This is a genomic window from Halovivax gelatinilyticus (genome assembly GCF_024300625.1).
GTDB classification, from domain to species: Archaea; Halobacteriota; Halobacteria; order Halobacteriales; family Natrialbaceae; genus Halovivax; species Halovivax gelatinilyticus.
Window position 1 is genome coordinate 983,566 of sequence record NZ_CP101322.1, and the last position, 19,851, is coordinate 1,003,416.

Below are 19,851 nucleotides of genomic sequence, written 5' to 3' on the forward strand. Positions count from 1 at the left end.
TGGCTGGCATTGGTGTGGGCGAATCATTGCGCCAGCTGGCGCCGAAACGACGAACCCCCTCGCCAATCGGGCCGTCTCGGTGAAACGGTTCGCGCGAGACGTGTAATCCAGTACGTATTAATTCGGGGTGGTAATCTACCACGGTATGAAGCGTCGCGAACTTCTCGTCTGTGGTGGACCGTTACTGTCGACGTCCCTGGCCGGATGCGTCGACGTTTTCGGCGACGAGGAATTCGAACTGTGCAGCGTTACGGTTAGAAACGGTCATCCGGAATCGATCGAAGCAACCGTCCGCATTCGCGAAGGTGATGAGACCCGCTTCGAGCACACCGAAACGTTCGGTTCACCCGAGGATGGCTATACCGTTCCGGAAACGAACCTGCCGGACGGTCCGGGCGAGTACCTGATCGAGATGAAAATAGCGGACAGAGCGTGGGAGCGACTCGAGGCCGCCGACGTCGATGCCGATCGAACGCTCGTCGAGGGGATAATTTCGGAGAGAGGAGACGGCCCGGGACTCGTGGTCGTTTCGATCCCCGAACTCTGTGCCCACGTCGATGCAGCCGACGGGACGACGCGGTCGCGGGTGTGAGCGGCTCCGCGGGACGATAGCGACCACGAGACGTTCTCACTCCTCGGCCAGATACTCGTCTTGTACCGCCACCACCTCGGTCGAATCCTCGCACGCGGCGTACCGGCGCAGTGGTTCGGCGTTCATCTCGAGAAACGTCTCGCCCCAGCGAAACGGTTCGAGCACCGATTCGGCGTGGTCGGGTTCGCCGAGGATCCACAGCCCGGCCGCGATCGCCTCGGCGGTCGTCAATTTGAACGGTCGGCCGAAGTTGACCGGGTTCGCGGCGACGAGAAACGGCAGGGCGCGGTGTTCGCCGGGCATCGAGAAGGCGGCCTCCTCGGCCGATTCCCACGAGCAATCGAGGGCGACGAGGGTGTCAAGGGCGGCCTCGCGGTCGGCCGGTGAGAGCGCCCGCTCGGCGTGTGGATTGAGGACGACTCCGTAGGGAACCGCCTTCATCTGCCGGTGGAGGACGGTCTCGTCGAAGCGTTCTAGCCGTCTGGCCGTACACTTCTTCGGGTCGTCGTCACCCTCGTAGTAGACGTGGACTTCCACACACGAGCTGGGCGGTGACGGGACAAAATTGGTCGGGTTCGTCGCCGTCGGTTCGAGATCAGTCAGACGCGCCGACGTCGTAGGGGCCAGCCTCGTCGTGGAGGATGCACTTCGAGCGCTGAACCTCGGTCGCCTGGTAGGTCGGAATCGGTTCGCGCTCGCAGGGACTCTCGAGTTCGGTCCGGAGCCGGTCGATCGACTCACCGTCGTCGCCCGTCAGTTCGAGTAGCGCGTCGGTGAGAATCGTTTGCGTCCGCTCGTCCAGTCGATCGAGCGGAATCTCGTAGTCCGCCAGCACGGCGGGCGGCTCCGCGACCGACTCGTCGCCGACGGCCAGGTCGCCGGCGAGAATGTCCTGTCTGAGCGTCGCGACCGACCGCCAGACCGATTGGTCGAGGTCGACGTCTCTCGGTGGGACGACCTTCGGACAGCGAGGGTTGAACCGACAGCCGGAGGGAACGGAAATCGCGTCGGGTACCTCGCCGACCAGTTCGACGCGCTCGCGCTCGACGTCGGGGTCGATCCGGGGAACGGACGAAACGAGCGCCTGCGTGTAGGGGTGCTGTGGGTTCGAGATGATCTCCGCTGCGGGCCCAACCTCGACGAGCTGGCCGAGATACATGATGCCGATCCGATCGCAGATGTGTTTCAACAGCGAGAGATCGTGGCTGATGTACAGCGCCGTCAGTCCGAGATCGTTCTGGAGCCGTTCGAAGACGTCGAGGATGCTCGCCCGGATGGAGACGTCGAGCATGCTCGCCGGTTCGTCGGCGAGCAGGAACGATGGCTCGAGAACCAGGGCGCGCGCGATGCCGACGCGCTGGCGTTCGCCCCCGCTGAGTTCGCTCGGATACTCCCTGGCGTACGCTTCGGCGGGCTCGAGGCCGGCCATCTCGAGCGTCCGGAGGACGCGTTCGTCTCGCTCCTCGCTCGATCCGATGCCGTGGACGATCAGCGGTTCTTCGACCCACTCGTAGACCGTAAACCGGGGGTTGATCGACTCGTAGGGATTCTGTTGGATGACCTGCGCCTCGCGGCGGAACGCCTTCAGCTCGTGACCGCTGTAGTCGGTGATGTCCTCGCCGTCGAAGATGATTCGGCCGTCGGTCGGATCGTGGAGTCTGATCGCGGTCTTTCCGAGCGTCGTCTTCCCACAACCCGATTCCCCCGCGAGACCGAACGCTTCGCCCTCGGCGATATCGAGCGACACGCCGTCGACGGCGTGGACGTACTGCGAGGACTCGCCGCGAAAAATGCGCGAGAGCACGCCGCGGTTGACGGCGAAGTGTTTATCGACGCTCTCTAGCCGGAGTTTTACGTTCTCCTGACTCCCGACCGATTCGTCCGTCTCCGAGACGAGCGACATCACTCCTCACCTCCCTGTAACGGGTGAGCGACCCGGCTATCCGCGTCCATCCACGTCTCTTTCCGTTCGGCGCGTTCGCGCAGTTCCTCGGCCTCGTCCGCCCGGTGACACCTGACGACGTGGCCGTCTTCGAACTCCTCCGGCGGCGGCGTGACGTTCCAGCACTCCTCCTGGGCGAACGGACACCGCGGTGCGAACCGGCAGCCTTCGTCCGGGTCGACCAGGTTGGGCGGCGTTCCGGGAATCGAGATGAGCTCCTCGTCAGTATCGCCGATGTCGGGGAAGGCGTTTCGCAGCCCCATCGTGTAGGGATGGCGGGGCGCTTTGATGATCGTAGCCGCGTCGGCCTGCTCGACGATCCGGCCGCCGTAACAGACGGCGATCCGGTCCGACGTCTCGCTGACCACCGAGATGTCGTGGGTGATCAGGATCATCGCGCTGTCGATCTCGGCTTGCATGTCCTTGATCGTCTCCAGAATTCGGTCCTGAATAACGACGTCCAGCGCCGTCGTGGGTTCGTCGGCCAGGATGAGCTTCGGCTCGAGACACAACGCCAGCGCGATCATCGCACGCTGGGCCATCCCGCCGGAGAACTGGTGTGGGTAGTCGTCGACGCGATCGGCCTCGATTCCGAGATCGTCGAACAGCTCGCGAGCGCGCGCCTTCGCTTCGGCCTTCGAGACGTCGTCTTCGTGGTAGGTGATCGCCTGGACGATCTGTTGACCGACGGTATAGACCGGGTCGAACGAGTTCATCGCGTTCTGGGGAATCATCGACGCCTGGGTCCACCGGACCCGCTTTCTGAGTTCGGGATCGCTCAACTCGGTGATTTCCGTCCCGTCGAGTTCGATCGAGCCGTCTATAATCTCGGCGTTGTCCGGAAGCAGTCGGATGATCGAGCGGGCGATCGTCGTCTTGCCGGAGCCGCTCTCGCCGACCAGTCCGAGCGTCTCGCCCCGGTCGAGTTCGAAACTGACGTCGTCTGCGGCGCGCACGTAGCCCTCCTCGCTCCCGTAGTACATCCGGAGACCGTCGATCGTGAGTAGTGTCATCGTTGAATCAGTAGTGGATTAGTTTGCCGTGTGTCTCAGTTCGGGGTTGACGACCTTCTCCAGCGAGCGCCCGATGAAGAACACCGACATCACGAACAGCATGATGCAGATGCCGGGCGGGAAGGCCCACCACCAGGCCTCGCGAAGCGCGCCCTCCGTGCGAACGTCGTAAATCATCTCGCCCCAGGAGATCATCCCCGGCGGACCGAGTCCGAGAAACGAGAGGCTCGCTTCGGCGATGACGGCCCAGGCGACCGCGAACGCGGCGTACAGCGAGATCAGCGGCAAGACGTTTGGCATGATCTGGACGTACATGATTCGGCCGTGGCTCGCCCCGATCGCTCGGGCGCTCTCGACGTAGGGTCGTTGCTTGTGACTCAACACCTGCGATCGCACCACCCGGGCGGTTCCGCGCCAGAGGATCAGGACGATCGCGATGATCACGTTGGTGAGGCTCGCACCGAGGATGAACACGAGCGCGATCGCGAACGGCAGGAACGGGATGCCGTAGATGACGTCGGTGATCCGCATCAGGATGTCGTCGACCCAGCCGCCGAAGTAGGCGCTGACGATCCCGACGTTCGCGCCGATGAAGACGGCCATGAACGCCGCGACCGAGCCGACGATCAGCGTTACGCGCGTCGCCGCCAGGAGTTGCGAGAGGACGTCTCGACCCAGACTTGTCGTCCCGAGCGGGTGCGACCAGGTCGGTCCGTGGAATCCGTCCGCCGGTCGAGCGCTCGGCTCGTACGGCGCCAGCGAGAAGGGCTGGAGCGTCACGTAGGCGGGACCGATCGACACCTCGATCGGCCGCGCGAAGATGCCGACGAAGACGAAGACGGCGAGGATGAGCAAGCCGATCTGTCCGAGGCGATCCTCCTTTACCGCCCCGGCCCAGCTCCGCAGCGCGTTGATTCGTCGACGCCATCGAATTCCGCGCGAGTCGACGGCGTCGACCTGCTGTTCGGTCGTATCTGACGGTGTTTCGAGGCTCATTCGTAGCTCACCCGCGGGTCGAGATAGAGGTACGCCATGTCGGCGACGAAGTTCATCACGATGACCGCCGTTCCCATGAAGAAGAACGTCGCCATCGCCATCGGGTAGTCGTTTCTGGTGACCGAATCGACCATCTCGCGCCCGATTCCGGGCCAGTTGAACACGGTCTCGATGATGACAGACCCGCCCATGGCCGCGCCGGTCGCGATCGCGACGACGGTGACCAGCGGCAGGACCGAGTTACGTGCGGCGTGTTTGTAGAGGACCGTTCGCTCCGGAAGGCCCTCCGCCTTCTTCATCTCGATGAAGTCGGCTTTCAACACCTCCAGCATCGTGTTTCGCATCAAGAGCGCGGGCGTCGCCATGTAGAAGATGGCGCCTGTCAGCGCCGGCAGGATGAGGTGTCTGAGAAAGTCGACGTTGAGATACCGGTCGGCCAGGTTCATCGTCAGCGTTCCGCCGTAGCCGCCGATGCCGGCGCGCGGAAGTAGCCCGAGCTGGAAGACGAAGATCCAGATCAGGATGATCCCGATCCAGAACTCGGGAGATGATCTCGCGACGAGCGTGGCGACGATACCGCCGCGTTCGAACCGGCTTCCCCGGAACCAGCCCATCGCCGCGCCGAACAGGACGCCGATCGTGTAGGCGATCAGCAGGGCGGTGAACATGAGGACGACCGTGTTCAAAAACAGCGGGAAGATGAGTTCGCTGACCGGGCGGTTGTAGTACGTCGAGTCGCCGAAGTCGCCGCGCGTGAGCGCGGTGATGTACTCGAAGTACTGGACGTAGAGCGGCTGATCGAGGCCGAGTTCCTCGATGCGAGCGTCCCGTATCGCGGGATCGGGGTAATCCATCAGAAAGCGCGTCGTCGGATCGCCGGGGACCGCCCGAAACAGGACGAACAGGACGGTAATAAAGGCCCACAGCGTCAGCACGAGCTGGAAGACCCGTCGAAGTACGTATTCTCTCAATCCCATCGGTTACGAGTGGTGTCGCGTTCGTTCATCGTGTCAAATTTCGTTGGTAGCGTGTTCGATGTCGCGTTCTCGTCCGCTCCAACCGCCCGTTCGGCCGGGAACCCATCCCGTAACCGACGAGGCGGTCTCGGAACGCTGGTCCGCCCGCTCGTCCCGCTCGAATTACAGGTATCCACCTTCCTCAAGTTCGTCTCTCGCCGCGTCGAGATCCTCCGTGTACTCGCGAACGTCGGGATTGTGCCAGGTCTCGACGGCCGGCGAAATCGGCGAGTGCGTCACCGTTCCCATCCCGCCCCGGATCGTCTCGACGAAATCCTCCTTCGGGACGCAGTAGGAGATGGCACGGCGGATGTGGACGTCGTCCATGTGGTCGCGACGCATGTTGTACGAGAGTTTCGCGTGTCCGACCGCGTCGAAGCTCGCGAGGTCGACGTGGTCTGCGTCTCGCAATCGTTCGAGCTGGGTCACGGTCGGATCCTGGCCGGCCATGTCCAGATCACCCGTTTCGATCTCGTCCATGATCGTCGCCTCGTCTCCCGGTACGCGGATGAGCCGCCCGATGTTCGGCGGCTGGAAGTGGTCGTCGTACCGGTCTAGTTGGAGCTCGACTTCGCGTTCCCAGTCGACGAACTCGTAGGGCCCGCTACCGACGTACTCGTCGTCGGTGTACTCCGTGGGATCGTCGACGTCACCCCAGACGTGCTCCGGGAAGACGTAGATCTGTGCCAGCGCGTTTCGCTCGAACGTCGCGTCCGGTTCGCTGAGATAGAACGTGACCTCCTGGCCATCGATCTCCATCTCTTCGATCGGGTCTAAGTACACCGAGTACGTCGGCGAGTATTCGCCGAAGAGTTCGTAGGAGAACACGACGTCTTCGGGCGTGACCGGCTCTCCGTCGTGGAACTCGTGATCGTCTCTGATCTCGACGGTAAATTCCGTCCCGTCGTCGGAGATTTCCGGTTCGTCCGTCGCGATCCAGGGCATCGGATCGCCGACGTCGTCGAACCGGTAGAGCTGGTCGTAGATGAGCCGGATGAACTGCCGGTCCGGCGTCGCCATGTCCTGCATCGGATTCAGCGAGATGATGTCGGCGGAGTAGCCGAAGGTGACCTGGTCGACGCCGTCGGCCGGCTGGGCGTCCATGAAGTTCCAGAAGCCGTTGAGCCCTTCACCGAGCGTCGCGTTGACGCTCTCTAACGTTTCGGTGTTCCACGGGTGGTCGCCACCTTCGTTCGCGATGTAACAGCGCGGCTGGTCTTCGGCGAGGATCTCCTGAGCTTCGAAGACGAGTTCTTGTCGAGCCTCCTGGTCGGTCTCTTGTGCCTGTGCCTCCGCGATCTCGTCGTACTCCGGATTCTCGTATCCAGGTGTATTACGACCACCGGGATCGGTGAAATCCGAGTGGTGCATGTCCATGAGGAAGATGTGCGGGTCGATTCGTTCGGGGGTCCCACCCCAGCCCAGCAACGAGATGTCGTAGTCCCGGTCGCCGAATAGCTGATCGACGTGTGGATCGAACGGTAACTCCTCTACGTCGACGTCGAACCCGACTTCTTCCATGTTCTCCGCGATGAGGTGACCGATTTCGTTCCGGTCGGGATTCGCTCCCGACGTCGGAATGATGAACTGTAGCTCATCGACGCCCTCTAACTCGTCGTCGTCTCCGAACCCGATGCATCCCGCCATCGCCGACATGCCGATAGCACCACTGGCACCAACCGCGCGCAGGTATGACCGCCGCGAATGTGAACGCATGTGTATTGGCATCAACCCACATTATATAATACTATTGCAGATTTTCATGAATATCCAGCCATTTATGATGGCCGAATATTACATGAGTTTTACACAGCGATGAAGTTCTTCATAAATTGGTAAATTTTGTGAGCGTTGGGTGCAATATGGCACCACAGCGAACGAGGAGGCGAGACAAAACGTCGCCTATCCACCGTCGAATCCGACGAATCGAGCTATGCTTCGTGAATTCGCTCGCCGCGGTTCAACCGCGTCGCGATCGAGAACGTCTGTTCGGCCTCGCGTCGCGTCGGGGTGTGAGCAGCGACGTACCTGGCGGTCGCGATCAACGGGAGTCGACGGTCTCCCTCCGTCTCTGCGAGATCGTGTTGAGCGAACGCCGCCTCGACGTTCTGCAGCGTGTGGAACCCGGCGTCCTCGCGGAGGAGACCGTGGCCGAGCGTCCGCTTCAGATCGGTAACGTCGCCCCCGCAGTCGACGTGTTCGGCGACGAGTCGACCGGCCTCGTTCACCGCACCCTCCTCGTCGAACGTGTCGAGGAGATCCGCACGGATCGTCTCCGGGTCGCGACCCGTCTCGTTGTCGCCGGGTTCCGGAATCGGCGCCGGCGGCGCGTTCAAGAAGCGATCGAGGTAGACGCTCATCGCCGCGTCGAACACGCCGCGGTAGAGCCCGACGGCGTCGGTCCGCCGGGTCGCCCGGTGAACCGCGTTCGCGTACGTGAACGTGTGGTGGACGGTGTTCCAGTCGGAGAACTCGTTCGCCGTGGCGAACCGCGCGACGCGGGTCGCGGCCGCCCTGGCCACCGCCGCGGCGAGCGCCTCGGCGTCGGCCCCCTCGCCGATCGCCGTCGCGAGCGCGTCGACGATTCGTTCGGGGTCGTCACCAAGCAGCGCTTCGTGGAAGTCGTCCGGTTGCGACCACGCCTCTCCGTCGCCGTCAGCCATCAGCGCCTCGACGCCAGCGGTGTCCATCACGTCCTCACCGTAGACGTCGGCGAGCAATTCGACGAGGTCGACCGGCCGCCGCCAGGACGACGTCTCGTCGCTGCGCGTCGCCGTCGCCAGCGGCTCGACGAGCGAGGCGAGCGTATCCGCGACGAGCCCGTCGCCCGCGGCGGTCGCTCCCGGCTCGGTTCCACGACCGCCGTCCGGCCAGCCCACCGCGTCGAGGCTCTCGAAGGCCTTGTTGGCGAAGTCGAGCGTGTGACCGGTCGAGAGGTACGGATGATCCGTCGCCGCCGTGAAGACCAGGTCGGCCAGGGCGGCGTCGTCGTAGCCGGCCGCGACGGCCGTCCGGAGACAGCGCTCGGCGCCGTCGACGTCCCTGACCTCGATGCAGTCGCGAAACCATGATCGAAGCCGGTCGAGCGACGGTTCGCTCGTCGAAAAGGACGGCTGATCGAAGTGGGGCGCCTCGCCGGCGCAGTCGCTCGCGACGTGGCGCACGCCCGTGAAGAGCGCCCGTTTTCTATCCTCGGGGTCGAGCGTCTCGAGCAGGTTCGCCATACAGCCGAGGATCGTCAGTCCCGACGACCAGCCCGTTTCGCGGTAGGTCGTCCCGAACGCGAGCGTCGAGGCGATCGGCTCTCGCGGATCGACGCCGGCGTCTGTCAATCCGATCGTCGATTTGGCGACGACGAGCCGGAGGTTCTCTTCCATCCCGCTCTCGAGGCGGTCCGCCCAGTGGTCGGCCGGTGGTCGTTCAAGCGGCGGATCCGGATCGACGTGGACGGTTCCGTCGCGGACCAAGACCGGATACGTCCGAACGTCGTCAGCCCACGGATCGAAGGTGTCCCCGCAGGAGAGTTCGAACCGTGCGTGGTGCCAGTGGCAGGTGAGGATTCCGTCCTCGACGGTCCCATCCGAGAGTGGAAAGCCCATGTGCGGACACCGGTTGTCCACCGCCCGAACCTCGCCCTCGTGGTGAAAGAGCGCGATCGCCGTTCCCTCGGGCGTGACGAGTTTTCGGCCCTCGGCTTCTAATTCGACCGCGTCCGCAACCGGGACGTACCGATCGTCCCCGGTTTCGCTCGAGTCGGTTGCCATGTGACGAACCAGCACGGAGAGGTACAAAATCGTTCCCTGAAACGGTTTTTTGTCTATGATTTGATAGGCGGCAGTCGATCATCCCTCGCTCGGGAAGCGACCGAATCCGTGCGATCGGTTCTCGGCAGAAACGATGGCACAACGGTGTGTACCAGCTGCCCTTCGTCAATTCAGCGCCGAGCTGCCAGACCGGCACGTATCGCCCCGTCCGCCACCGCGACCGTCGAATACCACCGGTCGACCGAGTTCGCGGGTATCCCGGCGCCGACTCGATCGGCGGGTTCGCAGGGTCGAACCGGCAACAGCGTTCGTCGTGGTACCTGAAACACTCGTGCCCGCGCCAGCGTCCATATCCAGAGAATCGTCGATCAAGATCTCGCGGCCTAGGCCACCTGTGCGACGGTGTATCCGGCGCGTCTGATATCCGCCATCAGTTCCTCGGCGTGCTCGTGACCGCGCACCTCCAGGTCGAGTTCGACCTCCGCGTCACTGAGTTCGATGTCGCGCGAGGTTCGGTCGTGGTGGATCGAGTAAATGTTCGCGCCGTGAGAGCTGGCGATCGCGAGCAGTTCCTCCAGCGAACCGGGCCGATCCTTGAGGACGGTTCGGATCTTGAGATACCGGCCCATCTCGACCAGCCCGCGCATGATGACCGTCGTCAGGGTGTTCATGTCGACGTTGCCGCCCGACAGCAGCGGAACGATCACCTCGTCGTCTGCATACTCGAACCGCTCGAAGATGGTCGCCGCCAGGCCGACGGCCCCGGCCCCCTCGACGAGCGTCTTCGACCGTTCGAGCAGGTAGACCATCGTGACCGCGATTTCCGCGTCGGAGACGGTGACGACCTCGTCGACGTACTCGCGGATGTGAGCGAACGTGCGCTCGCCGATCGAGCGCGTCGCGATGCCGTCGGCGATCGTCTCGACGCCGTCGATCGTGACTCGCTCGCCCTTCTGGAGCGATGGCGCGGCGCTCGAGGCGCCCTCCGCCTGGACCCCGACGACGCGGACGTCGGGATCGATGCCCTTGACCGCGGCGGCTATTCCGCTGATCAACCCGCCGCCACCGATCGGGACGACGACCGTGTCGACGTCCGGACACGCTTCGACGATCTCGAGGCCGATCGTTCCCTGGCCGGCCATCACGGCCTCGTCGTCGAAGGCGTGGACGTAGGTTCGGTCCTGCTCGCGTTCGATCTCGTGAGCCTTCTCGGCGGCCGCGTCGTAGTTGGGACCGAAGAGGACGACCTCCGCGCCGTAGTTTCGGGTGGCCTTGACCTTCGCCGTCGGCGCGTGCTCGGGCATGACGATCGTCGAGTCGACCCCGACGCGCGTCGCCGCCAGCGCGACGCCCTGAGCGTGATTTCCCGCGCTCGCGGCGACGACGCCGCGAGCTTTCTCCGCCTCCGAGAGGGTTGCGATCCGGTTCGTCGCCCCGCGAATCTTGAACGCACCCGTCCGCTGGAAGTTCTCGAGTTTGAGGTGGACCTCCGCGCCCGTCATGGCGCTGTAGGTGTGTGAGTACTCGAGCGGGGTCTCGCGCGCCGTCTGCGCGACGCGGTCCCTGGCGGCCTCGACGGTCTCGAGATCGAGCATGCGAGAGGCTACTCAGGGGGTCGATTTAAGGATTGTAGTCGAGTGCGGCCGTTCGAACGGCGGCCCACCCGGGTGTGACAGGTGCCGGGGTCGACTCGAAAGGGAATACACGGATGCACGGCGCGTGACGTGCAATCGTACTCGGGCGGGGATAGCACATAAACGTAGGGAAGGCGGAGTGAAAGTGAAAACGATAGACTGCGGCGAGGTGAAATCGCCGTCAGACGGCAGGCAGACGGACGTCATTCGGCGGGTTCGTCGCGAACCGGGCGGCGCATCACGTCCGGTCGACGATCTCCGAGACGTCAACCCGCGACGGTCTCCGAGGCGTCAACCCGATTTGTCGGTAACGTGCACGCGAGACGGGCCGACGTGCGTTCGAACGCGATCTTCGAACGATCCGGAACCCGGCCACGTGCCGGGTGCGTCGAGTCGGCCGGGATCGCCGACGTAACACCAGACGGCGTCCGACGCGACCGAGGGGTGGTCTGCGGTGACGGGGACTCGAACGTACAGTCCGCGGTCGACGCCCTCGTAGGCGTCGAGCGCGCCGAGGCCGGTCTCGTCGACCGCGAGCAACCGGCCGTCGGTCGATCCTCCCGGTACGAGCGTCGGATACTCGCCGTCGACGCGATCGAGTCCCGAAAGCGCGGCCGATCCGCGAAATTCGTACCGCCCTGGGCCGACGACGGCCGCCGCCCGGTCCGGATCGGTCAGCGTGCCGTAGACGAAGACGATGGGATCGCCAGCGGGTGATCGTTCGGGTGTCACGGGTTTCGTTTCGCGGGCGAACGCCTTTCCGTTATCGGGACGCTTTAGCTCCGGCCGGAATTTCGATTCGTATGCGCAACGTCGGCGTTCGCTCGCGGACGCTCGCCGTCTGGTGGCGAGTGCTGCGACTCGCGTGGCCGATCATGGCCGAGCAGACGACGCGAACGCTGATGCGGACGGTCGACATTCTGGTGACGGCCGCGTTCTCGCCGGCGGCGATCGCCGCGATCGGCCTCGCCGACCTCTACGCCAGACTGCCGCTTCGAATCGGCCTCGGCCTCGGCGGCGGGGCGATCGCGCTGTCGAGTCAGGACACCGGTGCCGGCGCGACGCGAACGCGCGACGAAGCCATCACGCAGGCCATCGCGATCGGTGCCCTCGCCGGAATCCCGTTCGTGATCCTCGGCTTCCTGCTGAGCGACGTCGCGATCGAGATTCTGGGTGCCGAGTCGGACGTCGTCCGGTACGGCTCGCTCTACCTGATGATCATCATGGCGACGGCACCGGCTCGCCACGTCGGCCTGATCGCCGCCCGCGCGCTGCAAGGAACCGGCGACACGGTGACGCCGATGGTCGTCAACGTGATCGCGAACCTGGCCAACGTGTCTGGCTCGGTCGTGCTCGGGCTGGGCCTTCTCGGCGCGCCGCGACTCGAGATCGTCGGCGTCGGCATCGCGACGGCAGTCGCGAACGTCTTTACCGCCGTCGTCCTGATCGTCGTCATCGCGAGTCCGTACCGGCAGGGATCGTTCGTCAGGCCGACCGACGGGGTGATCACGAAACAGCTGGTGGCCGTCAGCACCCCGCGAGTGGCAGAGGGGCTGGTCGCGACGGCGATCGAGTTCCCGTTCAACGCGCTGTTGCTCGCCCTGGGAACCGAGGTAAACGCCGGCTACCAGGTCGGGCGGCGCGTCTACCAGCAGATCACGAGCCCGCTGGGGCGCGGGTACAACGTCGCGGCGAGCATCGTCATCGGCCAGTCTCTCGGCGCCGGCGAACCGGCGAAGGCACGGTTCGAAGGGTGGGCGATCGCGGGCCTCGGGCTCGCGACGGTCGGGGTGATCGGCCTCGCACTCGCGTGGTTCGCGCCGGAATTCGTCGCCATCTTCGATCCGGACGATCCGGAAACCGTCGACCACGCGATCACCTTCGCGGTCGCCTACGGACTCGGCGCGCCGTTGCTCGTCTCCTACATCGTCATCGCCGGCGCGCTGCAGGGAGCGGGCGAAACCACGATTCCGTTCCTGGCACGGGTGAGCGGTCTCTTTCTGTTCTATCTCTGCTTTTCCTACATCGCCGCGATCGAACTGGGCCTCGGTGCGGTCGGCGTCGCCATCGGGATCGTCTGCTACTTCGGCTGGTCGCTGGGCGTCGTCGCCGTCGGGTTCCGGTACAGCGACTGGGCCGGAAAAGCGGCCAGAATGATGGCCGAACGCGGCAGCGCGGGCGACTGACCGAGATGGGGACCGGTAGGTGGATCGAGATCCGCCCGCACTCGGTGATTCGGATCGGTTCGCCCGGTGGGGAAAGGTTTTCGACCGGGCCCCCCTAACGATGGGCCGTGCGCGTCGAAATCCGACCGCGAACGGCGGTCGCGCTCCTGTTTGCGGTGCTCTTGCTGACACTTGCCGGTTCGATCGCCGGATCGGAGATCAGCAGCGACGGCGGCTCGCAGGCGACGATCCAGACCGAAACCTTAGACGACGGAGCGGAGCTGTGGCCCTACACCAGTCGGGCGGAGACGACGAGCCAGCGAACGCTCGCGCTCAACGTCCTCATCTACGGCGACGCTGACGCGACCGAGCGCTTCCTGCGCGAACAGACGGTCGGCGAGTGGGAGGAACTCGACGAAGACGAGATGGACATAGACCCGGATGAAGAACGCGTCGGCGGCGGAGACAACGAGTCGACGATCGCCTGGGGGAGCGCCGACGGGGCGATCCGGTACACCTACGTCGATCCCCCGAACGGTGAGCCACAGTGGCTCGACGAATCCTATCAGCTCAAAGACGGTACCTACCTGGGTGACCGACACCACATTAGAGCCTACACCGACCCAGAAGAGAACAACTGGACGGCCATTCAGGCTCACCGCGAACACTGGGACTGGTTCCACCTGCGCCACACCGTCCACAGCATCGAAGAGTCCCAGTCCTACGTCGAATCCGAGTTCCTGGACAGCTGGTACGTCGACCAGCTGAGTCGGGAGTGGGTCGGAAACGACCGTAGCTCCGACTCCGACGGCTGGATGACCGTCGTCCACCTGCGTGACGGACTCATCCCGGCGCTCTTGGGCGCACTGCTCGTCGGCTCGCTCGGCTTGCCATCCTGGCAGCGACAGCACCAGGTTCGCGACGTCTGGAACGACGACAACGTCCAGATGACCGTCCGCGCCCTCCTCGTCGCGACCGTTATCATCGCGTTCTTCTCGTTCGTACGGGTCGGTGCGGTCGAAGCCGAACTCTACTTCGCCGACGCCAACCCGAAAACGATCGCCGCCTTCTTCTACCCGCTTCTGGTCCTCGGGTTACCCATCGTCACCTACCTGGGCGCTCGTCAACTGGAGGGCACGCCAGCGTTCACGGCGGCGGCGCTCGGCTTCGTCGTCGCGATGTTCTTCGACTACACGCACGTCGGCGTCACCTCCCTCCCGCTACACACGTTCATCCACCGAATCACGCTCGCCGCCGCCCTCGGGTTCATCGCCGCCGGTGCGTCCCAGACCGCACGCTCGCCGGACGTCGAGCCCGGCCACGTCCGAACCGGCGTCCTGCTCTGGGTAGTCGCCGTCAGCGTGCCACTCTTGCAGTTCCTGTGAACCGAACGGTTTCGCACATTCGACAGGGTGCTCGCATTCGAACGTGGACGATCCAACCCGCTACCCGTATCCCGACCGGAGGAGATGGACTAGTCCGGACTTTCGTAGGGTCGCTCCCAGGTCGGCGTAATCTGTGCGTAGAGGACGACGCCGGTGAACAACACGACGTACAACAACCAGGTCGGCTGATCGAGCCGATTGAATATCGCCGTCGCGCCGAAGATCCACACGAGCAACAGCGAAGCGTCGACGACGATGCGGCCGCCGTTGTGACGCAGGTACGACTCCAATCGTCGAGCGCGCGAGTCGATGACCGGTTGGTCTGCGTCCATGGGAGAATCGTGGGATCGAATCGATAAAGGCGTATCGGGGCGGGCGGTTCGATTCGGACGCCGAACCGATCTATCGCTCGTCGATCGGGACGTAGTCGCGATCGTCGGGACCGACGTAGCGACCCCGCGGGCGGATGAGGCGGTTATCGGCCTGGTACTCCAGGACGTGCGCCGTCCAGCCGGCCGCCCGGCTCATCGCGAAGATCGGCGTGTACATGTCGATCGGAATGCCGAGCTGGTAGTAGACCGAGCCGGAGTAGAAGTCCACGTTCGGCGCGATCCCCTTCTCGACGAGGCCTTTCTCCTCGGTGAGGTAGTCCTCGATCGTCGTCGTGATCTCGTACCAGGTGTCGTCGCCCGACGCGGCGAGTTCCTCGCTGCGGGCCTGGAGGATTTTCGCGCGTGGATCCTTGACGTTGTAGACGCGGTGACCGAAGCCGGGGATGCGCCGCCCTTCCTCGGTCGCCTGCTCGACCCACGCCAGCGGATCCCGGTCGCTCTCGTCGATCTCGAAGAGAACCTCCATCACGTCCTGATTCGCGCCGCCGTGAAGCGGACCGGAGAGGGCGCCGATGCCGGCCGTAACCGACGCGTAGAGGTCGGCCATCGTCGAGCCGACGACCATCGCCGTGAACGTCGAAGCGTTGAGACCGTGGTCGGCATGTAAGATGAGCGACTGATCGAACGTCTCCGCGGCGATCTCGTCGGGGCGCTCGCCGGTGAGCATGTAGAGGAAGTTGGCCGCGAGACCCAGGTCGGGATCTGGGTCGATCGGTTCTTCGCCCTGGCGAACGCGATCGTATGCCGCCAGGATGGTAGGGATCTTCGCGGTGATGCGTCGAGCCTTCCGGCGAGCGGCTTCGTGGTCCTGGGCGGCCGCGTCGGCGTCGGGATCCGTCGACGAGAGCATCGAGACGGCAGTGCGCATGGCCGCCATCGGCCGTTCGTCGGAGTCGGCCAGGCGCCGGACCGTCTCGACGATCGACTCGTCGACGACGCGCTCTGCGGTCATCGCCTCCGTGAACGAATCCAGTTGCGAACGCGTGGGGAGATCGCCGTGCCAGAGCAAGTAGACGACCTCTTCGTAGCTGGCGTGTCGCGCGAGGTCTTCGATGTCGTACCCGAGGTAGATCAATCGGCCGGCGTCGCCGTCGATCGAGCTCAGCTCGGATTCCGCGGCGAGTACACCCTCTAGCCCTTTGATGAGCTCGTCAGCCATACCCTTGACTTTCGGTCGGTAGTGGAAAAGGGTTGCCGTTCGCCAGGCGGAGACGACCGGGATCGGTGGCGTTCGCGTCGGGAGGCCGCCGCGATTGATGGGTGCTCACCCGACCGGAGACGCCGGCACGCCGGCGACCGTCGTCTCGGCCGGCACGTCCGACGTGACGACGCTTCCGGCACCGATGGTCGCCTCGCGTCCGACTCGAACGTCGCCGAGCACCGTCGCGTTCGCCCCGATCGTCACCCCCGATTCGATCGTCGGGTGACGCTTCACTCGCTCGTTTACGTCCCCGCCGAGTGTCACGCCGTGGTAGAGGTGGACGTCGTCGGCGACGACGGCTGTCTCGCCGATGACGACGCCCATTCCGTGATCGATCGTCACCCGACGCCCGAGATCGGCGGCGGGGTGGATCTCGACGCCCGTGACGGCCCGAGCGGCCGTCGCGAGGAGTCGAGCACTGAGACAGTTTCCGCGGGTCCACCGCTCGTGAGCCAGGCGATGGCTCCAGACGGCGTGCAACCCGGGATACGTGAGCGCGACGGTGAGCGGATCGGTCGCCGCCGGATCGCGCTCGCACATCGCCGAGACGTCTTCGCGAACGGCCGAGAGCATTTGCGGGGCTACGACGACGAACGCCGAAAGCGTTCGGGACGGCTCAGTTCCGGCCGGCCCGTTTCCACGCCGACGCGGTTCCTGCCGGCCCGGTTCCACGCCGGTGCGATTCTGGCGTGTACGCGTTCACGCCGACGCGGTTTCAGTCACGAGACGCTTCGGTTCGTTTAACTATCCGGTCGGAGAAGGACCCGTATGCGCCTGGGAGCCGCCGTCAATCTCGTTGGCAGGGTGTTTCGAAGACGCCCGACGGACCTCTTGCCCTTCTACGTCCTCGGCATGGGAATTACGGCCATCGTGCAGGTGATGGTCTTTCTCTCCGTCGTCCTCGTCGGACTCTACCTCTACGCGACGAACCGACTCTCCGCGATTGCGGAGAACGTCGAGGCGCTCGACGAGCCGCCGAGCGTCGGCGCCGACGAGGAAGCGCTCGAAGCGTGGATCGAAGACGCGGTGGTCGCGATCGATCCGGCGCTCACGCTGACGAGCGGGGCGATCGTCGTTCTGGCGGCCCTCCTCACGATCGTCGCCGTCCTCGTCGCCTGGTCTGCCATTAGCGCGGGCCAGATCGCCACCTGTTTCGGCCGGCTGCGATCCGAACGCGGGCTCGTCGCCGGCGTCGCCGGCGCTCGTCGCTACTGGAAGTCGTTTCTCGGGCTCTTCGTTCTCGAACTGTTCACCTGGATCGCCATCTCGATCGGTGCGATGGTGCTGGCGATCGTCGGCGCCATCGCGTTCGCGTTCGGGTCGATCGGCGTGGTACTCGGCCTGCTCGTCCTGCTCGTATCGATATTCGGCTGGCTCGCGGCGGCGATCTTCGTCCGGCTGACGTTCGCGTTCGCGCCCGTCGCCGTCGTCGTCGACGAGGTCGGGGCCTACCGCGGGGCGAGAAACGCCGCCGGATACGTTCGATACCGGAAACTCGAAGCCGCGTTCTACGGGCTGTTCGTGATCGGCGTGCTGATCGCGTTCGGCGTCTTTACGTCGGCGCTCGGCTGGTTCGGCGTGCTCGCGGGAACCGGAATTATCTACGCGCTCGGAGTCGTTCCGGCGTTCGACCTGCTGAAGACGACGCTGTACGGCGGCGGTCGCGGACGCCTCTCGCCGCCGGAGCCGGTCGAACGGTCGGTGATCGGTCAACTTCGCGGAGGGGTAAGACGGGGGATGGCCGAACTCGTCGCGTTCGTCCGAATCACGCCCGGGCTGCACGCGATCGCGACCGGCGCCTTGGTCGGTGGTGGCGTCATCGGCTGGTTCCTGGCTGCGCCAGCCGAAGGCGTCATCGAGACGTCGATCAACGCTCGTCTCGAGGGGCACAATCCCATCGTCGCCACGCTCGAATTCTTCGGCAACAACTGGTCGGTCGGGCTCACGATGGCCGCGAGCGGCGTCATGCTCGCCGTCCCCGCACTGTCTATCTTGCTCTTCAACGGCGTCATGATCGGGTTTCTGGGTCGAACCGAAGCCGATCCGCTCGACCTGCTCGCGTTTATCGTCCCCCACGGCGTCGTCGAACTCCCCGCAATCATCATAGCCGGCGCCGTCGGACTCTACTTCGGCCGGAGCTTCTGGCGGACCTGGCGCGGGTCGGCGTCGCGGACGTCGCTCGCGGACGCCCTCGAACGAGGTACATGGGTCCTCGTCGGCGTTGGCGTCCTTCTCTTCGTCGCCGCCGTAATCGAGGGGTTCGTCAGTCCGTACTACTGGCGAATTCTCTTCTAGGCGGAATTGCCGGCTCCGCTTCTAGGATTTGTACGCCTCGAACTCCTTGCCGAAGAGGAGGAAGTACGCCGTTCCGACGAGGCCGATGATCGTCGCGATGACGAAGGCGACGGTGGGCGAGCCGGCGAAGAGTTCCTCGCCGGTCAGCGGATTCGAGATTCCGGCCCAGAGAAAGCCGCCCAGGGCCGCGCTGGGAATGACGATTACGTTTCTGAGGAGGTAGTACGAGCCCGTCACGCGACCGCCCGCTCCCATCTCCGCGGGTCCGACGATCAACGCCTTGTGCGCCGGGAGGCCGGCGAACCTGAGACCGGAGAAGGCAAAGAGGAGCGCGAGAACGGCCGCGCTCTCCGGGGCGCTGATCAGCATGATCGGGAAGACGGCGTAGACGAGAAAGCCGGCCGCGACGACCGGTTTCAGTCCGACGCGCTCTGCGAGCTTCGCCGCGGGGACCATCACCAGCAGCGCGACGAACATCTCGAGCGCCAGTAATAGGCCGAAGAAGGCCTGCGGAGAGAGCGAATCGCCGACGACCGGCAACGAGAACGGCAGGTCGAGCCCGACGGCGAGAAACTGGGTGACGACGAGGACGAAGAAGACGTAGACCATCCCGTTGGCGAAGCGAACGAGCGTGTCGCCCACCAGCAGCGGCTTGAGTTCGGGCGGCAGGTCGCGCAGGTCCCGGCGAATCTGGGAGACGCCCTCGAACGTCTTGCCGAAGCTGTCCCCGCTCGGATCGTAGAGGACGTGCTGAGCGATCGTCCCCAGGACGGCGAAGACGATGGCGATCCCGAGGATCCACTGGAACGCGGTGACGACTTCCGCGGACGTGAGCTCCTCGGCGACCGTGTCCGCCCCGATTACGAGAAAGACCATCGCGGCGAGCAGCGGACCGACGAGGAAGGCCGTCCGCCTGAAGCTCTCCGTGCTGGCGAATCCGGCCGCGAGTCGCGACGGCGCGACCGATTGCTTGACGATGGCGTACGTCGCCCCGAGGCCGAACGACTTCCAGGCCTGCGAAAAGAGCAGGCCGACGAAGATCGCGACGATCGCGAGCGAGGTCGGACCGACCGTCACGTCGGAGACGAGCGGCGCGGCCAGCCAGATACCGAAGCCGATCGTCGAACACAGCCCGAACGCGGTCAGCGCGTAGCGCGAGCCGATCCGATCGGAGATCGCCCCGCCGGGATACGGGTAGACGGCCGCGATGACGTTACCGAACGTCCCGAACAGCCCGACGGCGACGGCGCCGGCGCCGAGCGCGACCATGTACTCCGCCATGTAGCGGTTTGTCATCTGAAAACCGAGACTGAACGCGAACATGGCGAGCGAGAGGACGAGCACGTCCCGCTCCAGCGCGAAGAACTGCCTGACCGGGTGCAACGGATCCGGCTCCTCCGTCGCTTTCTCGTCGAGACTCATGGCGGCCACTCTCGCACGGAGGTACTTTTCCGTT

The 19,851-nt window shown here is 64.8% G+C and carries 17 protein-coding genes; 4 read left to right on the plus strand and 13 right to left on the minus strand.

The annotated features are described in order from the left end of the window. The first annotated feature begins 145 nt into the window (after positions 1-145). Positions 146-592: a hypothetical protein gene (locus tag NKH31_RS04760; RefSeq protein ID WP_254863998.1), complete on the plus strand. Its 447-nt coding sequence runs from the start codon at positions 146-148 to the stop codon at positions 590-592. 36 nt (positions 593-628) lie between these two features. Here the strand turns inward: NKH31_RS04760 and NKH31_RS04765 are convergent, their stop codons facing one another. The 9 genes from NKH31_RS04765 to NKH31_RS04805 form a co-directional block, all read right to left on the minus strand. Further along, complete coding sequence (locus NKH31_RS04765; RefSeq protein WP_254863999.1) at positions 629-1,129, minus strand: DUF367 family protein; 501 nt, start codon at positions 1,127-1,129, stop codon at positions 629-631. A 58-nt stretch (positions 1,130-1,187) separates the two neighbouring features. Continuing rightward, a complete protein-coding gene (locus NKH31_RS04770) occupies positions 1,188-2,495 on the minus strand; it encodes an ABC transporter ATP-binding protein (protein WP_254864000.1) in 1,308 nt (435 codons plus the stop codon). Then, complete coding sequence (locus tag NKH31_RS04775) at positions 2,495-3,547, minus strand: ABC transporter ATP-binding protein (RefSeq protein WP_254864001.1); 1,053 nt, start codon at positions 3,545-3,547, stop codon at positions 2,495-2,497. The genes NKH31_RS04770 and NKH31_RS04775 overlap by 1 nt, the downstream gene beginning before the upstream one ends. Before the next feature lie 18 nt (positions 3,548-3,565). Beyond that, positions 3,566-4,543 (minus strand): ABC transporter permease, encoded by a 978-nt coding sequence (locus tag NKH31_RS04780; RefSeq protein ID WP_254864002.1) that lies wholly within the window; start codon positions 4,541-4,543, stop codon positions 3,566-3,568. Then, complete coding sequence (locus tag NKH31_RS04785) at positions 4,540-5,520, minus strand: ABC transporter permease (protein ID WP_254864003.1); 981 nt, start codon at positions 5,518-5,520, stop codon at positions 4,540-4,542. Before NKH31_RS04785 ends, NKH31_RS04780 begins: the two co-directional genes overlap by 4 nt. 162 nt (positions 5,521-5,682) lie before the next feature. Further along, positions 5,683-7,275: an ABC transporter substrate-binding protein gene (locus tag NKH31_RS04790; RefSeq protein ID WP_254864004.1), complete on the minus strand. Its 1,593-nt coding sequence runs from the start codon at positions 7,273-7,275 to the stop codon at positions 5,683-5,685. 215 nt (positions 7,276-7,490) lie between these two features. Then, a complete protein-coding gene (locus NKH31_RS04795) occupies positions 7,491-9,323 on the minus strand; it encodes a Rieske (2Fe-2S) protein (protein WP_254864005.1) in 1,833 nt (610 codons plus the stop codon). Positions 9,324-9,706: 383 nt separating this feature from the next. Then, positions 9,707-10,918 carry a threonine ammonia-lyase gene (ilvA, locus tag NKH31_RS04800; protein ID WP_254864006.1) on the minus strand — a complete coding sequence of 404 codons (1,212 nt, stop codon included), beginning with the start codon at positions 10,916-10,918 and terminating at the stop codon, positions 9,707-9,709. Positions 10,919-11,248: 330 nt separating this feature from the next. Continuing rightward, entirely contained in the window at positions 11,249-11,689 is a 441-nt protein-coding gene (locus NKH31_RS04805) for a gamma-glutamylcyclotransferase family protein (protein ID WP_254864007.1), read from the minus strand. A gap of 71 nt (positions 11,690-11,760) precedes the next feature. Here NKH31_RS04805 and NKH31_RS04810 point away from each other — a divergent pair, with 71 nt between their 5' ends. After that, complete coding sequence (locus NKH31_RS04810) at positions 11,761-13,143, plus strand: MATE family efflux transporter (RefSeq protein WP_254864008.1); 1,383 nt, start codon at positions 11,761-11,763, stop codon at positions 13,141-13,143. Positions 13,144-13,250: 107 nt separating this feature from the next. Beyond that, entirely contained in the window at positions 13,251-14,507 is a 1,257-nt protein-coding gene (locus NKH31_RS04815; protein WP_254864009.1) for a hypothetical protein, read from the plus strand. Between the two features lie 89 nt (positions 14,508-14,596). Here the strand turns inward: NKH31_RS04815 and NKH31_RS04820 are convergent, their stop codons facing one another. From NKH31_RS04820 to cysE, 3 genes are all read right to left on the minus strand, one after another. Next, complete coding sequence (locus NKH31_RS04820; RefSeq protein WP_254864010.1) at positions 14,597-14,839, minus strand: DUF8119 family protein; 243 nt, start codon at positions 14,837-14,839, stop codon at positions 14,597-14,599. 70 nt (positions 14,840-14,909) lie between these two features. Beyond that, a complete protein-coding gene (gene citZ, locus NKH31_RS04825; protein WP_254864011.1) occupies positions 14,910-16,058 on the minus strand; it encodes a citrate synthase in 1,149 nt (382 codons plus the stop codon). A gap of 105 nt (positions 16,059-16,163) precedes the next feature. Continuing rightward, on the minus strand, positions 16,164-16,772 hold the full coding sequence (gene cysE, locus NKH31_RS04830; RefSeq protein WP_425492311.1) for a serine O-acetyltransferase: 609 nt from the start codon (positions 16,770-16,772) through the stop codon (positions 16,164-16,166). Positions 16,773-16,868: 96 nt separating this feature from the next. Here cysE and NKH31_RS04835 point away from each other — a divergent pair, with 96 nt between their 5' ends. Beyond that, the gene (locus NKH31_RS04835) at positions 16,869-18,395 is read left to right on the plus strand and encodes a stage II sporulation protein M (RefSeq protein ID WP_254864013.1); all 1,527 of its coding nucleotides are present in this window, start codon (positions 16,869-16,871) and stop codon (positions 18,393-18,395) included. 21 nt (positions 18,396-18,416) lie between these two features. On the opposite strand, the gene NKH31_RS04840 is transcribed toward NKH31_RS04835, so the two are convergent. Then, entirely contained in the window at positions 18,417-19,817 is a 1,401-nt protein-coding gene (locus tag NKH31_RS04840) for an MFS transporter (RefSeq protein ID WP_254864014.1), read from the minus strand. Positions 19,818-19,851 lie beyond the last annotated feature (34 nt).

What these genes read in the sequence shown, in the direction of transcription:
- NKH31_RS04810 (WP_254864008.1), top strand. Translation starts at nt 11,761, where the DNA reads ATGCGCAACGTCGGCGTTCGCTCGCGGACGCTCGCCGTCTGGTGGCGA.
- NKH31_RS04760 (WP_254863998.1), top strand. Translation starts at nt 146, where the DNA reads ATGAAGCGTCGCGAACTTCTCGTCTGTGGTGGACCGTTACTGTCGACG.
- NKH31_RS04780 (WP_254864002.1), bottom strand. Translation starts at nt 4,543, where the DNA reads ATGAGCCTCGAAACACCGTCAGATACGACCGAACAGCAGGTCGACGCC.
- citZ (WP_254864011.1), bottom strand. Translation starts at nt 16,058, where the DNA reads ATGGCTGACGAGCTCATCAAAGGGCTAGAGGGTGTACTCGCCGCGGAA.
- NKH31_RS04775 (WP_254864001.1), bottom strand. Translation starts at nt 3,547, where the DNA reads ATGACACTACTCACGATCGACGGTCTCCGGATGTACTACGGGAGCGAG.
- NKH31_RS04785 (WP_254864003.1), bottom strand. Translation starts at nt 5,520, where the DNA reads ATGGGATTGAGAGAATACGTACTTCGACGGGTCTTCCAGCTCGTGCTG.
- NKH31_RS04840 (WP_254864014.1), bottom strand. Translation starts at nt 19,817, where the DNA reads ATGAGTCTCGACGAGAAAGCGACGGAGGAGCCGGATCCGTTGCACCCG.
- NKH31_RS04790 (WP_254864004.1), bottom strand. Translation starts at nt 7,275, where the DNA reads ATGCGTTCACATTCGCGGCGGTCATACCTGCGCGCGGTTGGTGCCAGT.
- NKH31_RS04795 (WP_254864005.1), bottom strand. Translation starts at nt 9,323, where the DNA reads ATGGCAACCGACTCGAGCGAAACCGGGGACGATCGGTACGTCCCGGTT.
- NKH31_RS04770 (WP_254864000.1), bottom strand. Translation starts at nt 2,495, where the DNA reads ATGTCGCTCGTCTCGGAGACGGACGAATCGGTCGGGAGTCAGGAGAAC.
- NKH31_RS04835 (WP_254864013.1), top strand. Translation starts at nt 16,869, where the DNA reads ATGCGCCTGGGAGCCGCCGTCAATCTCGTTGGCAGGGTGTTTCGAAGA.
- NKH31_RS04820 (WP_254864010.1), bottom strand. Translation starts at nt 14,839, where the DNA reads ATGGACGCAGACCAACCGGTCATCGACTCGCGCGCTCGACGATTGGAG.
- ilvA (WP_254864006.1), bottom strand. Translation starts at nt 10,918, where the DNA reads ATGCTCGATCTCGAGACCGTCGAGGCCGCCAGGGACCGCGTCGCGCAG.